Source organism: Henriciella aquimarina (assembly GCF_002088975.1).
Classification (GTDB): Bacteria; Pseudomonadota; Alphaproteobacteria; order Caulobacterales; family Hyphomonadaceae; genus Henriciella; species Henriciella aquimarina.
In genome coordinates this window covers 126,598-140,093 of sequence record NZ_NCST01000019.1, presented here as the reverse complement: position 1 = coordinate 140,093, position 13,496 = coordinate 126,598, and the positions used below count along the sequence as shown (strand labels likewise).

Sequence of the window (13,496 nt, the reverse complement as noted above, 5' to 3'; positions counted from 1 at the left end):
CTCCCTACCCCCTCATCAGGTCGACACTCTCAACAGAGATGTCGCCGCGGTTGCGGAAATAGACGACGAGGATGGCAAGCCCGACAGCCGCTTCAGCCGCGGCGACAGTCAGGACAAGCATGGCGAAGATCTGCCCGGTAATCGTTCCGGAGAAGACCGAGAAAGCCACCAGGTTGATGTTCACCGAGAGCAGGATGAGCTCCAGCGCCATCAGGATGACGATGATGTTCTTGCGGTTCACGAAGATGCCGACGACCCCCGTCGTGAACAGCACCGCCGAAACGGCGAGGAAGTGATTGATCGTAATATCCATGACTTAAAGCCCCTCGCCCGATTTGACATCGACCCGGCGGATGGCGTCCTTGCGCCGCCTTGCCGTCTGGTGAGCAACGCTCTGGCGTTTAACGTGCGGGCGATGGCGCAGCGTCAGCACGATCGCACCGATCATCGCGACCAGAAGGATCAGCCCCGACAGCTGGAACAGCAGAAGATAGTCGGTGTACATCACCTGCCCGATCGCCTCGACATTGTTTTCAGCGCCCGGATACGGGTTGAAGTCATCCGCCGACGCCCCGCGCGCAAAGGTTGCCAGCGCGATCTCGGCAATAAAGGCCACCCCAACCAGGACGCCGAAAGGCAAATAGCTCAAGAAGCCCTGTTTCAACTCGACGAAATCGACGTCCAGCATCATCACGACAAACAGGAAGAGCACCGCGACAGCGCCGACATAGACCACCACCAGCAACATGGCGAGGAATTCGGCCCCGATCAGCACCATCAGGCCCGCTGATGTAAAGAAAGCCAGTATCAGCCACAGAACCGAATGCACCGGGTTCTTAGCGGCAATCACCGATATCCCCGATATGGTGACAATCGCGGCCATGATGTAGAAGGCGATCAGTTCCACCGGTTCAGCCCCAAAAATTGAGAGGCGGTTGCCCGCCTCGTGAAAACCAAAGTGCGCCGCCTAGCGGTAGGGCGCGTCGAGTTCGAGATTGCGGGCGATCAGCCGTTCCCAGCGGTCGCCATTCGCAAGCAGTCTTTCCTTGTCGTAAAACAGTTCTTCGCGCGTCTCCGTCGCGAATTCGAAGTTCGGCCCTTCCACGATCGCATCGACCGGGCAGGCCTCCTGGCAGAAACCGCAATAGATGCACTTCACCATGTCGATGTCGTAGCGCGTCGTGCGCCGGGAGCCATCCTCGCGCGGTTCGGCATCAATCGTAATGGCCTGGGCCGGACAGATCGCCTCGCAGAGCTTGCAGGCAATGCAGCGTTCCTCGCCGTTCGGATAACGGCGCAGGGCGTGCTCGCCGCGGAAGCGCGGGCTCAGCGGGTTCTTCTCGAAAGGATAGTTGATGGTGGCCTTGCGCTGGAACATCTCCCGCAGCCCGATGCCGAAGGCACTCAGGAAATCGGTGAGCAGCGCACCACGTATGGTCTGAACGAGGCTCATGCCTGCACTCCCATATAAACGACGTAGCCCGAGACGATCAGCACCGCACCCAGCGAGGTCGGCAGGAAGATTTTCCAGCCGAGCCGCATGAGCTGGTCATACCGGTAGCGCGGCACGACCGCCTTAACGAGGGCGAAGAGGAAGAAGAAGAAAACAACCTTCCCCATGAACCAGGCAAGATTGCCCAGATTGACCAGCCAGACCGGGAAGTTTGCCACGAAGTCCTCACCCAGCGGGATCGGCCCATGCCAGCCGCCGAGGAAGAGGATCGCCATCATCGCGCACATCAGGACGATGTTGAGATACTCACCGATCATGAACAGCAGGTACGGGGTCGAGGAATATTCGACCTGATAACCGGCCACGAGTTCCGATTCCGCTTCCGGCAGGTCGAAAGGCGGCCGGTTTGTCTCGGCCAGGGCCGAAACGAAGAACATCACGAACATGGCCAGCATGACGGGGAACAGAAGGATGTGGTTGAAGCTGAAGACGTGCCAGGTCCAGAACCCGCCTGCCTGATTGGCCACGATCTCGCTCAGATTCATCGACCCCGCCAGCAGGATCACCGTGACAATGATCAGGCCGATCGAGACTTCATAGGACACCATTTGCGCGGCCGAGCGCAGCGAGCCGAGGAACGGGTATTTCGAGTTCGACGCCCAGCCGCCCATGATGATGCCGTACACACCAAGCGAGGACACCGCGAACAGGTAAAGCACCCCGACATTAAGGTCGGAAACAACCCAGCCCGGTGCGACAGGAATCACCGCCCATGCAGCGAACGCCAGCGTCAGCGACATGATCGGCGCCAGCAGGAAGACCGTCTTGTTGGCGCCTGCCGGTATGATGATCTCTTTCACCAGGAACTTGCCGAAGTCGGCGAAGCTCTGGAGCAGACCGAACGGGCCAACCACATTGGGGCCCTTGCGCATCATGACCGCCGCCCAGACCTTCCGGTCCATCAGGAGCAGGAAGGCCAGCGACAGCAGCAGGACAATGGTGAACAGCAGGATCTGACCAATCACGGTCAGCCAGCCGAACAACAGTCCATGTTCCTGGATGAATGCACTCATGGCGCTCGCCTACTCCGCTGCTACAGGCGTTTCAAGGCCACGCTTCATGAGCGAGCACTCCGCCATCGTTTCCGAGGCCCGGGCAATCGGGTTCGTCATGTAGAAATCGCTGATAACCGCGCCAAAAGGCCGCGCCTTATCAAGACCTTGCGGTTTGGCCGGGGCTTCGAGGAGAACCTTGTGACCGGCCGTTCCCGGCGCGAATCCAAGACCGGCGAAGACCGGATTTTCTTCCCGTATCACTTCCCGCAGCTCATCGGCCGAATCGTAAGGCAAAGTCTTGCCGACAAGATCGGAGAGCGCCCGGAAGATGGCCCAGCCTTCCTTGGCCTCGCCCTTGGGCTGCACGGCCTTGCGCGCCATCTGGACCCGGCCTTCCGTATTCACATAGGTCGCGTCCATTTCCGTGTAGGCCGCACAGGGCAGCACCACATCGGCTTTCGACGCGCCGGCATCGCCATGATGGCCGACATAGATGATCTTCGTATCGCCAAGCTGGCTGAGGTCGCGCTCATCGGCGCCCAGCAGAACCAGCGTATCGACACCGCCCGACAGCATGGCCGCGGTATCGCTCCCGCCCTCTTCCGGCACAAAGCCGACATCGAGCGCACCGACACGGCCGGCTGCGTTGTGCAGCACGCCAAAGCCGACCCAGTCCTCTGCAATCGCGCCAGCATCCAGCGCGATCTGATGGGCTGCATTCAGCACATCGACGCTGTTCTCTCCAACCAGCGCCTGCTCACCGACAATGACCATCGGCTTCTTGGCGGCCTTGAAGGCTTTCACGAAATCGCTGTCGCCATTCAGCAGGCCCTCGAGATCGCCCGGAGCCGTGCCAAGATGCTCATAGTCATAGGTGAGATCGACCGGCTCACCGACGACACCGACCTGCAGGTCATTCCAGAGCCAGGCCTTGCGAATGCGGGCGTTCCAGACAGCAGCCTCAAGGCGCGGATTGGCCCCGATCAGGAGCAGAGCATCGGCTTCCTCGACGCCCATAAGTGTCGGATTTAGAATATATTTTTCGCGAACGCCATCGGCGCCATAGCCCGCACCCGCCGGACGGCAATCCAGGGACTTCACACCAAGCTGGCCAGCCAGATCCTTCACCGCCTTGGCCTGCTCGACCTCGACGAGATCGCCGGCGACAAAACCGATCTTCTCGGCCGGGCCGCCCAGCAGCTCAGCCGTGCGCGCCAGGGCGTCCTTCCAGCTGGCCGGGCGCAGCTTGCCATTCTCGCGGACATAAGGCCGGTCGAGACGCTGACGTGCCAGACCATCCCAGATGAAGCGCGACTTGTCGGAGATCCACTCCTCATTCACCTCTTCATTGACGACCGGCATGATGCGCATCACCGCATCGCCTTTGGCATCGACACGAATGGCCGCGCCCATCGCGTCCATAACATCGATCGACTCGGTCTTGCGCAGCTCCCAGGGACGCGCATTGTAGGCATAAGGCTTCGATGTCAGTGCGCCGACCGGGCAGAGATCGATGACATTGCCGGAGAGTTCCGACTTCAGCGATTCTTCCAGATAGGTCGTGATCTCGGCATCCTCGCCGCGCGAGATCATACCGATTTCCTCGACGCCGGCGACTTCAGCCGCGAAGCGGACGCAGCGCGTGCACTGGATGCAGCGCGTCATGATCGTCTTGACCAGCGGGCCCATATTCTTGTTCTCGACAGCGCGCTTGTTCAGCGAATAGCGCGAGCCCGAGCGGCCATAGGCCATGGCCTGGTCCTGCAGGTCGCACTCACCGCCCTGGTCGCAGATCGGGCAATCCAGCGGGTGATTGATGAGCAGAAACTCCATCACACCGTTGCGGGCCTTCTCGACATAATCGCCTTTGGTGAGGACGTTTGGCGGCGTGCCATCCGGGTTCATCCGCATCTCGCCGACCGTCTGCGCACAGCTGGCAATCGGCTTCGGCGCGCCTTTCCACTGAACCAGGCACATGCGGCAATTGCCGGCGACCGAGAGGCGCTCGTGATAACAGAAGCGCGGAATCTCGGCACCCGCCTCCTCACACGCCTGCATCAGCGTGTAGGATTTCGGCACCTCGATGTCCTTGCCATCGATGTTCAGCTTGAAAAGATCATCGGCCATGAATCAGAACTCTTTCACGGGATTGAAATCGGTTTTCCGCGCTGCCGTATTCCAGCGCGCGAGCAGATAGGTCGGAATGATGACGAAGAGGCTGCTGAACAGCCCCGGCCCTTCGCCATTACGGGCAACGAGCAGGTCGTGGGCGAGACCGAGCAGCGTGGCCGTCACGGCCACAGCAAGCATGGCCCAGAGATATTTGGTCGAGATCAGGGCGATAAGGCCGAACGCGCTCAACAGGGCCATTTTAGATGCGGCAAGCAGCATCACAGGCTCCTGAAGCCCTTCCACGCCAAACAGGCGCGCAAACATGATCAGGCCGAAGACGTTCGTCCCGATAATGATCGCACACCAGATGGCGGTCAGGATGTTGCGCAGCAGGTTCATGCCCCTCTCTATCCTTACTCGGCCGCGACCGTGGAACCGGACACAAGCGCGCGGGGCGCCCGATACTGGGTGATACGGTCCTCGATCTCATGACGGAAATGCCGGATCAGGCCCTGGACCGGCCAGGCGGCCGCATCGCCGAGCGCGCAGATCGTGTGGCCTTCGATCTGTTGCGAGACATCCAGCAACATGTCGATTTCCTTGTGATCGGCCTCGCCCTTGGCCATCCGCTCGAGCACCCGCCACATCCAGCCGGTGCCTTCACGGCAGGGCGTACACTGGCCGCAGCTTTCGTGCTTGTAGAAGTACGAGATTCGCGAGATCGCCTGGATCAGGTCGGTCGACTGGTCCATCACGATGACCGCGGCCGTCCCAAGCCCGGACTTCAGATCCCGCAGCGTGTCGAAATCCATATAGGCATCCATGATCTGTTCGGCCGGCACCAGCGGCACCGACGAGCCACCCGGTATGACGGCTTTCAGATTGTCCCAGCCGCCCTTGATGCCGCCACAATGGGTCTCGATCAGATCCTTGAAGGTGATCGACATTTCTTCTTCGACATTGCACGGCTTGTTCACATGCCCTGAGACGCAGAAGAGCTTCGTGCCGGTATTGTTGGGGCGGCCAAAGCCGGCGAACCAGTCAGCGCCACGGCGCAGGATGGTCGGCGCGACGGCAATGGATTCGACATTGTTGACGGTTGTCGGGCAGCCATAGAGACCGGCATTGGCCGGAAAAGGCGGCTTCAGACGCGGCTGGCCCTTCTTGCCTTCAAGGCTCTCCAGAAGCGCGGTTTCCTCGCCACAGATATACGCCCCGGCGCCATGGTGGACATAGACGTCAAAGTCCCAGCCATTGACGTTGTCCTTGCCGATCAGCCTGGCCTCATAGGCCTCCTTGATCGCCACTTCCATGGCTTCGCGCTCAGCGATGTATTCGCCGCGAATATAGATGTAGCAGGCATGCGCGCGCATTGCGTAGGACGCCACCATGCAGCCCTCGATGAAGAGGTGCGGGTCGTGGCGCATGATTTCCCGATCCTTGCAGGTGCCCGGCTCGGATTCGTCTGCGTTGACGACGAGATAGTGCGGGCGATCACGGACCTCTTTCGGCATGAAGGTCCACTTCAGGCCGGTCGGGAAGCCCGCCCCGCCCCGGCCCCGCAGGCCGGATGCCTTGATCTGGTCACAGATCCATTCCGGCGTCTGCTGCAGCATTTCGCGCGTGAGGTGCCAGGCACCCCGCTTCTTGGCCTCATCGAGCCCCGGCGAATGCATGCCATAGAGATTGGTAAAGATGCGGTCCTTATCCTGAAGCATCAGTCTTCACCTTCCTCGCGGCTCGCTTCCGCGTCGTCGCCATCCATGCGTTTGGAAAATTCGGTCTCGCCGCCGGACGCCAGCGTCTTCGCCTGACCGACCCAGTCCTCGCGTTCGATCCGGCCGCGGAAGGACAGGTAGCCTTCGACCCACTGCACATTGTCCGGCGTCCACGCAGCAATCTGCGAGAATTTATAGATACCGAGCGAATTCAGCTGTTCCTCGTTCTTGGGGCCGACTCCGCTGATCCTCTTCAGATCATCAGCCTCTTTCCCGTCGATTTCGAGCGCTTCGGGGCGAGCCCCCTCAATCTGCTTTTCAGCATCCTCGGTTGCTTCAGCCCCCTCCTCGGCGGCCTCCAGCTTTTCCTTATTGGGCTCTTCCCGGTCCACATTGGTTGGCGGATTGCTGTCCGGCTTCCCCTTCGCCTCCGATTGCGGATCTTCCTCCGCATTGGATTCCGGCAGGTTTGGAAGCCCCGTCACCGAATTCCGGCTGCCATCATAGAGCGCGTCTTCCTTGAGCGTGGTGGCCCCACCCTCCGGCGCGCTTGTCTGACGATCAACGAAATTGCCGGGCGGCACATCGACGCCATTGGCCAGCTTGTCGAGGATTTCCTCGAGGCTCTCGGGTGTCAGGTCCTCGTAATAGTAGTCGTTTATCTGGACCATGGGCGCATTTACGCACGCGCCGAGACACTCGACCTCTTCCCAGGACAGCCGCCCGTCATCGGTAACGGCCATCTTCTTGCCGATCTTCTTTTCGCAGACCTTTTTCAGATCGTTCGCACCACGCAGCATGCACGGCGTCGTGCCACAGAGCTGGATGTGGCTCTTCCCGACCGGCGCCAGCTTGAACATGGTGTAGAAGGTCGCGACCTCGTAGACGCGGATATACGGCATATCCAGCCGGTCGGCGACCGTGCGCATGGCCGGCTCGGACAGCCAGCCATCATTGTCCTTCTGCGCCAGCCAGAGCAGCGGAATCACCGCCGATCTCTGCTTGTCCGCAGGATACTTGGCCAGCCAGAAATCAATGGTCGGTTCCGTTTCCGGCTTGAACGAAAAGCTGTCACCGCCAGCTTCAAGATCGAAACGACGAAGCATTATGCGGTCCCTCCGAAAAGTGTTTCAAACGCGCCCTGCTTCACCGGTCGATCTCCCCGAACACGATATCCAGCGTCCCGAGAATGGCCGACACGTCGGCCAGCATGTGGCCCTTGCAGAGATGATCCATCGCCGCGAGGTGCGGATAGCCCGGCGCCCGGATCTTGGCGCGATACGGCCGGTTCGACCCGTCCGAGACGAGATAGACCCCGAACTCGCCCTTGGGCGCTTCCACAGCGGCATAGACTTCGCCTTCCGGCACGTGGAAGCCCTCGGTATAAAGCTTGAAGTGATGGATGAGCGCTTCCATGGAGCGCTTCATGTCGCCCCGGCGCGGCGGCGCCACCTTGGTGCCCGCCATCAGAACCTCGCCGGCCGGCATGTTCTCGATGCACCACTTCATGATGTCATTGGAGATCAGCATTTCTTCCATGCGGACGACATAGCGGTCGTAATTGTCGCCATTGTTGCCGATCACGACCTGGAAAACCTCATCCGGGATTTCGTCATAGATCTCATAAGGCTGGGAGCGGCGCAGATCCCATGCGAAGCCGGAGCCGCGAACCATCACGCCGGAAAAGCCCCATTCCAGCATCGTCTTTTCATCGACCATGCCGATGTCGACATTGCGCTGCTTGAAGATCCGGTTCTCCGACAGGAGACCTTCGATCTGCTCCATCGCCTTCGGGAACTCTTCGCAGAAGACCATGATGTCGTCGATCAGGTCCTGCGGCAGGTCCTGGTGAACCCCGCCCGGACGGAAATAGGCCGAGTGCATGCGCGAGCCGGAGGCCCGCTCATAGAAGCCCATCAGCTTCTCACGTTCTTCGAAGCCCCAGGTGATCGGCGTCAGCGCGCCGACGTCCATGGCCTGGGTCGTAATGTTGAGCATGTGCGACAGGATGCGCCCCATCTCCGAGTAAAGCACCCGGATGAACTTGGCCCGGCGCGGCACTTCGATACCAAGCAGGCGCTCAATGGCCAGACACCAGGCGTGCTCCTGATTCATCGGCGCGACATAGTCGAGCCGGTCGAAATAAGGCAGTCCCTGGAGATAGGTCTTGTACTCGAGCAGCTTCTCGGTGCCCCGGTGCAGAAGCCCGATATGGCTATCGATGCGTTCGACAACCTCGCCATCCAGGTCCATCACCATGCGCAGCACACCGTGCGCGGCCGGGTGTTGCGGACCGAAATTGAGCGTGAACTTGCGCTCGTCGGGACTTGCCGAAACATAAGCGGAATCAGCCATTTTCCGGCTCCTTCTCGACCTTCTCGTCGCCCGGCAGCTCCTGGGTCATACCTTCCCAGGGCGAAAGGAAATCAAAATTGCGATACTCCTGAACCAGCTCGACCGGCTCGTTGATCACGCGTTTCTCAAGATCGTCGTAGCGCACCTCGGTAAAGCCGGTCAGCGGGAAGTCCTTGCGCAGCGGATAGCCCTCAAACCCGTAGTCGGTGAGGATGCGGCGCAGGTCCGGGTGGCCGGCAAAGCGGATACCGTACATGTCGAACGCCTCGCGCTCGAACCAGTCAGCACTCGGATGCAGGTCGATAAGGCTCGGCACAGCCGTCGATTCGTCGGTCGATACCTTCACGCGGATGCGCTGGTTCAGACGCATGGACAGGAAGTGGTAGACGACGTCGAACCGCTCGACCCGCTCCGGCCAGTCGACACCACAGATATCGATCAGCGTTTCGAAGACGCACTGATTGTCGTCCTTGAGAAATTTCGCAAGCTTCAGGATCGAATCCCGCTCGGCCAGTATGGTCAGCTCGCCGAAACGGACGTGAAACCCTTTCACGACGTCGGCGCACTCTTCGCTGATGTGCTCGCCAAGTTCTTTCAAAGCGTCTGCCATTGCGCTCTTCCCGATATTCTAGCGCTCAATCGAGCCTTCGCGGCGGATCTTCTTCTGCAGCTGCAGCATCCCGTAGACCAGCGCTTCCGCCGTCGGCGGGCAGCCAGGGACATAAATGTCCACCGGGACGATGCGGTCACAGCCGCGAACGACCGAATATGAATAGTGATAATACCCGCCGCCATTGGCGCACGAGCCCATGGAAACGACGTAACGCGGTTCCGGCATCTGGTCGTAGACCCGACGCAGGGCCGGCGCCATCTTATTGGTCAGCGTACCCGCCACGATCATCACGTCGGACTGGCGTGGTGACCCGCGCGGCGCCATGCCAAACCGTTCGAGGTCATAGCGCGGATTGCCCGCCTGCATCATTTCGACGGCACAACAGGCCAGCCCGAACGTCATCCACATCAGCGAGCCGGTCCGCGCCCAGGCAATCAGGTCATCTGCCCGGGCGGTGAAAAAGCCCTTGTCTGCGAGATGGTCAGACAGCCCGGCAAAGAACGGATCGTCGGGGCGGACATCGTGCCCGCCTTCGATACCGGCCCGGCTGGCTCCGAGTGCATACGGCTTGTAGTCGTCGGCCATTATTCCCACTCCAGCGCGCCACGGCGCCATTCGTAAATGAAGCCCACGGTCAGCACGCCAAGGAACACGACCATGGACCAGAACCCGAAGACGCCGATCGTGCCCAGGCTGACAGCCCACGGGAACAGGAAGGCGACTTCGAGGTCGAAGATGATGAAAAGGATCGAGACGAGATAGAAGCGGACGTCAAACTTCATCCGCGCATCGTCAAAAGCGTTGAACCCGCACTCATAGGCAGAGTTCTTGTCGGGGTCCGGATCGGACGGGGCCAGGATCGCCGACCCGATGATGAAGAGCAGTGAAATCACTACGCCCAGCCCGAGAAACAGAATGACCGGGAGGTAGTCGAGTGCAAACTGTTCGATCTCTGTCATGAGGGCGACTCCTGATCGCTTGCCGTCGAGAGCGCCGGGTTAGGACGCTTTCACGGCGTTGGCAACATGCCTCCTCACCATTCATAGCGGTTTGGGCTGAAGATTTCGCCCTTGCAGCATGCGGCCAGGTGACACGGCTGACATAATCGGCCTGCCGGAAAAGTCTAAGGGAAGATTTCAGCTGGGAAATGGTGCCCGGGGGCGGATTTGAACCACCGACACGCGGATTTTCAATCCGCTGCTCTACCCCTGAGCTACCCGGGCGGGCCACTTGGGGAACGCGCGTCATAGCTCCGGAGGCGGGGCTTGTCCAATCCCCTTTCGGAAGTTTTTGCAGCCCGGGTGCGCTTGTCTAGCTGTAACGCGCTTCAACAGCCTTCTTCTTGCCTGCCTCACCGCTGCGCACAGCTGCACAAGCAGCCTCCAGATCGGACAGATAGTCCTCGATCACATCGGCATGTTTCGGCGACAGCATGAGATGCAGACTCGGCGGCTCCTTCGTCACGGAGGTGAACCAGCCCCGCCGGTAGATCTCTCCGTAGAGCGCGAACGCATGCAGCTCCGGGTGGCGAAACGCCACCAGGCCAAGCATCGGCGTCCCGACAATCTCGAAGCCGAGCGCCTTTACCCCCTCTTCCACCCGCCTGCGCGTTTCACAGACACGCCCCTGCAGGCCGCGATAGCCCTCCACGCCGAGATAGTTCATCACCGCCCAGGCCGAGGAGATGGCCCCACCCGGCCGGGTGCCTGCCAGGGTCGGCGTCTTCATCGGCGCCCCAGACCAGCCGGCGAAATCAAACGGCATGAAGCTGTAGAGCTCTTCGGAGCGGAACAGCACGGTCGAGGCGCCCTTCGCCGCATAGCCATACTTGTGAAGGTCCGCGCTCATGGACTGCACCCCGGGCACATCGAAGTCGAAGGGCGGCACCGGTTCGCCATTCATACGCGCAAAGGGAGCGAAATAGCCGCCGACGCAGGCATCGACATGCAGCCAGATGTCTTCCTTGCGCGCAACTTCTGCCAGCGCCTCGATCGGATCGATAATACCATGAGGGAAATTGGGGGCCGAGCCGACCATCATCACCGTATCGGCATCGAGCGCCTTGCCCATGGCCGCCGGGTCGGCTTCGAAAGAGCCATCGTCCTTCAACGGTACGCGGCGAACCTCGATATCCATGAGATGCGCCGCCTTGTCGAAGGCCAGGTGCGCCGATTGCGGCAGGACGATATTTGCCGTCTCTTTCACCCGTCCTTTGCTGCGGGCGAAATCACGCGCCGTCTTCATGGCCATGGTGATCGAATCGGTCCCGCCCGAGGTCATAGCCCCGGTGGCTCCGTCCGGCCCATGCAACAGGCCGAGCGCCATGGCGATGACCTCCTTCTCCATCTGCGCGAGCGATGGAAAGGCCAGCGGGCCAAGCCCGTTCTCGGACATGAAGGCAGTATAAGCCGCCTGCTGGACATGCTCGACATCTTCGCCGGCGTTGAAGACGTAGACCGCCGTCTTGCCGTCACGCCACTTCGCATCCTCGGCGCCGCGCTCGGACAGCCGCTTCCGGATGGCCGGCCAATCCTGTCCCTTTTCAGGCATCTGCATCATCTTGTCCTCCCTTCCGGCAGAATAACGAAGACAGACACGATGGCGACCCCCACGAGTCGTCCCTTCGGCGTGCGCCCTTCTTAATCGAGATAAAGTTCATGACGGAGAGATGCATCCGCTGCGCCCTCCGGCGGAACGCCTCACGGCGCGACGTGTTGGGCGGAGAATTCGACCCGATCACCCCGAAAGGACTGGAACAACAAGAATATGAGCGACGAACTCGAACTGAAGGACGCAGCAACCCTCTCCAAACTCTATGCCGACGGCAAGGCTTCGCCCCTGGACGCCACGCGCGCCGCGCTGAACCGGATTGACCGCTTCAATGACGAGGTTAACGCCTATGTGTATGTCGACCGGGAGGGCGCCGAAGAAGCCGCACGGGCTTCAGCGCGCAGATGGGGCCAGGGCCAGCCGCTCAGCCCTGTCGACGGGCTGCCGGTATCGCTGAAAGACCTGACTGAAGTCGCCGGCATGCCGGCCCGCGAAGGCTCCCTTCTGACATCAGACGCCGCCTGCGAACACGATGCGCCGCCCGCCCGGATGTTGCGCGAAGCCGGCGCAGTGTTCCTTGGCAAGACCAATACCCCCGAATATGGCTGGAAGGCCGTCACCGATAATCGCGTCTTCGGCGCAACATCCAATCCCTGGAACACCAATCTGACCCCAGGTGGCTCGTCCGGCGGTGCGGCCGCGGCGGCTGCATTGAACATGGGCGTGCTTCACCAGGGCGGGGATTCCGGTGGCTCTATCCGCATTCCGGCAGCTTTTACCGGGACTTTCGGGTTCAAGCCGACCTTCGGCTGGACACCGCAATGGCCACCCGCCAAAGCCCCCACGCTTTCGCACATTGGCCCCATCGCCCGCACGGTTCCCGACGCCGTCATGATGCTGAACATCATCGGGCGTTACGATCATCGCGACCCTTATGCCACGCGCGGCCAGCCCGAGGACTGGGGCGTCGACCTCGGTCTTGGCCTCAAGGGCCTCCGGATCGCCTATTCGACCGACCTCGGATTTGCCGAGGTCAACGCCGAGATCCTGGACCACGTCAATGCCGCCGCCAGAAAGATGGAAGAGCTCGGCGCGGAAGTCGTGCCCATCGAACCGGACATGGACTCCCCGCTCGAAGCCTATCGCGAGCTCTGGTTTACCGCCTCCTACGACCTCTGGTCCGGCCTCTCGGACAAGGAGCGCAAGCTTCTCGATCCCGGCCTGCTCGACAATGCGCGCCAGGCGGAAGACCTGCATGCCGTGGACTATTTCCGCGCCCTGTCGAAACGGGCCGCGCTGACCCACACGCTGGAGAAGTTCAATCAGGATTATCACCTGCTCATGACACCGTCGGTGGCCGTGCCGCCCTTCGAGATCAATCACGAAGTGCCCCCGGGCAGCGACATGCGGGACTGGGAAGAGTGGGCGCCCTTCTCCTATCCCTTCAATCTCTCGCAGCAGCCCGCAGCCTCCATCCCCTGCGGCTTCACCGAGGACGGCCTGCCGATCGGCTTCCAGCTTGCCGGGGGCAAGTATGACGACACGCGCGTCCTGCGGGCCGCCCATGCCTACATGGAGGCGCACCCGCCGCGCTTCCCCACTGTCCCAAACCCTGCAAGCCAGGCCTAGATTACAGGAGA

At 61.0% G+C, this 13,496-nt stretch carries 14 protein-coding genes and 1 tRNA gene; 1 reads left to right on the top strand and 14 read right to left on the bottom strand.

Annotation, left to right across the window (positions count from 1 at the left end; all coding sequences use genetic code 11):
• Positions 1-4: 4 nt before the first annotated feature.
• From nuoK to B8784_RS02595, 14 genes are all read right to left on the bottom strand, one after another.
• On the bottom strand, positions 5-313 hold the full coding sequence (nuoK, locus tag B8784_RS02660; RefSeq protein WP_084396072.1) for an NADH-quinone oxidoreductase subunit NuoK: 309 nt from the start codon (positions 311-313) through the stop codon (positions 5-7).
• 3 nt (positions 314-316) lie between these two features.
• Positions 317-907, bottom strand: coding sequence for an NADH-quinone oxidoreductase subunit J (locus B8784_RS02655; RefSeq protein WP_084396071.1), 591 nt, complete (start codon positions 905-907; stop codon positions 317-319).
• Between the two features lie 60 nt (positions 908-967).
• Complete coding sequence (gene nuoI / locus B8784_RS02650; RefSeq protein ID WP_084396070.1) at positions 968-1,453, bottom strand: NADH-quinone oxidoreductase subunit NuoI; 486 nt, start codon at positions 1,451-1,453, stop codon at positions 968-970.
• Positions 1,450-2,526: an NADH-quinone oxidoreductase subunit NuoH gene (gene nuoH, locus B8784_RS02645; RefSeq protein WP_084396069.1), complete on the bottom strand. Its 1,077-nt coding sequence runs from the start codon at positions 2,524-2,526 to the stop codon at positions 1,450-1,452. Before nuoH ends, nuoI begins: the two co-directional genes overlap by 4 nt.
• 9 nt (positions 2,527-2,535) lie before the next feature.
• Positions 2,536-4,635: an NADH-quinone oxidoreductase subunit NuoG gene (nuoG, locus tag B8784_RS02640; protein ID WP_084396068.1), complete on the bottom strand. Its 2,100-nt coding sequence runs from the start codon at positions 4,633-4,635 to the stop codon at positions 2,536-2,538.
• 3 nt (positions 4,636-4,638) lie between these two features.
• Positions 4,639-5,019, bottom strand: coding sequence for a hypothetical protein (locus tag B8784_RS02635; RefSeq protein ID WP_084396067.1), 381 nt, complete (start codon positions 5,017-5,019; stop codon positions 4,639-4,641).
• 14 nt (positions 5,020-5,033) lie between these two features.
• Positions 5,034-6,338 carry an NADH-quinone oxidoreductase subunit NuoF gene (nuoF, locus tag B8784_RS02630; RefSeq protein WP_084396066.1) on the bottom strand — a complete coding sequence of 435 codons (1,305 nt, stop codon included), beginning with the start codon at positions 6,336-6,338 and terminating at the stop codon, positions 5,034-5,036.
• Complete coding sequence (gene nuoE, locus B8784_RS02625; protein WP_169712601.1) at positions 6,338-7,444, bottom strand: NADH-quinone oxidoreductase subunit NuoE; 1,107 nt, start codon at positions 7,442-7,444, stop codon at positions 6,338-6,340. Before nuoE ends, nuoF begins: the two co-directional genes overlap by 1 nt.
• A 40-nt stretch (positions 7,445-7,484) precedes the next feature.
• Positions 7,485-8,693: an NADH-quinone oxidoreductase subunit D gene (locus tag B8784_RS02620; RefSeq protein WP_084396064.1), complete on the bottom strand. Its 1,209-nt coding sequence runs from the start codon at positions 8,691-8,693 to the stop codon at positions 7,485-7,487.
• A complete protein-coding gene (locus B8784_RS02615; RefSeq protein WP_084396063.1) occupies positions 8,686-9,303 on the bottom strand; it encodes an NADH-quinone oxidoreductase subunit C in 618 nt (205 codons plus the stop codon). The genes B8784_RS02620 and B8784_RS02615 overlap by 8 nt, the downstream gene beginning before the upstream one ends.
• An 18-nt stretch (positions 9,304-9,321) precedes the next feature.
• Positions 9,322-9,921 (bottom strand): NuoB/complex I 20 kDa subunit family protein, encoded by a 600-nt coding sequence (locus B8784_RS02610; protein WP_169712600.1) that lies wholly within the window; start codon positions 9,919-9,921, stop codon positions 9,322-9,324.
• Positions 9,891-10,256, bottom strand: a complete 366-nt coding sequence (locus tag B8784_RS02605; protein WP_407646461.1) for an NADH-quinone oxidoreductase subunit A — start codon at positions 10,254-10,256, stop codon at positions 9,891-9,893. Before B8784_RS02605 ends, B8784_RS02610 begins: the two co-directional genes overlap by 31 nt.
• A gap of 198 nt (positions 10,257-10,454) precedes the next feature.
• A tRNA-Phe gene (locus B8784_RS02600) sits at positions 10,455-10,529 on the bottom strand.
• Positions 10,530-10,617: 88 nt separating this feature from the next.
• On the bottom strand, positions 10,618-11,865 hold the full coding sequence (locus tag B8784_RS02595) for a pyridoxal phosphate-dependent decarboxylase family protein (protein ID WP_233355938.1): 1,248 nt from the start codon (positions 11,863-11,865) through the stop codon (positions 10,618-10,620).
• Positions 11,866-12,072: 207 nt separating this feature from the next.
• Between B8784_RS02595 and B8784_RS02590 the strand changes: the two genes are divergently transcribed.
• Positions 12,073-13,485: an amidase gene (locus B8784_RS02590; protein ID WP_084396060.1), complete on the top strand. Its 1,413-nt coding sequence runs from the start codon at positions 12,073-12,075 to the stop codon at positions 13,483-13,485.
• Positions 13,486-13,496: the final 11 nt, after the last annotated feature.